The sequence below is a fragment of the Gordonibacter sp. genome (genome assembly GCF_036667095.1).
GTDB lineage: Bacteria > Actinomycetota > Coriobacteriia > Coriobacteriales > Eggerthellaceae > Gordonibacter.
Genome location: NZ_JAVWUP010000169.1, coordinates 2,079 through 2,349, shown reverse-complemented (window position 1 = coordinate 2,349; position 271 = coordinate 2,079). Strand labels below are relative to the sequence as shown.

The window sequence follows — 271 nt, the reverse complement described above, 5'->3', positions numbered from 1 at the left end:
CGCCTACCTTCCTAATCTCGACGAGGCCAGCTGTCAGCAGAGCGCCCACGATGTGGGGCAGGTGCGTGTCTCCAATAAGGAGATTGCAGTTGCCTGCGGTGTCAATGCCGTAGGGCATGAGCTTCGACTTCCTCACATTATCAAACTTGGACCACTCGCCATGGCCAATCGAAACGGTGCCAGGTAACAGCTTCGAGGAGACGTACGCGGTGATCTCCACCTCGCCGAACTGGTTGTAGACCAGAACACGGTCGCCTGTCTTGATGCCGCG

At 57.6% G+C, this 271-nt stretch carries 1 protein-coding gene; it reads right to left on the bottom strand.

Annotated features, from left to right (window positions below; translation table 11 throughout):
- On the bottom strand, positions 1 to 271 hold a 271-nt coding region (locus RR842_RS11595), incomplete at both ends, for a molybdopterin dinucleotide binding domain-containing protein (RefSeq protein WP_332729818.1).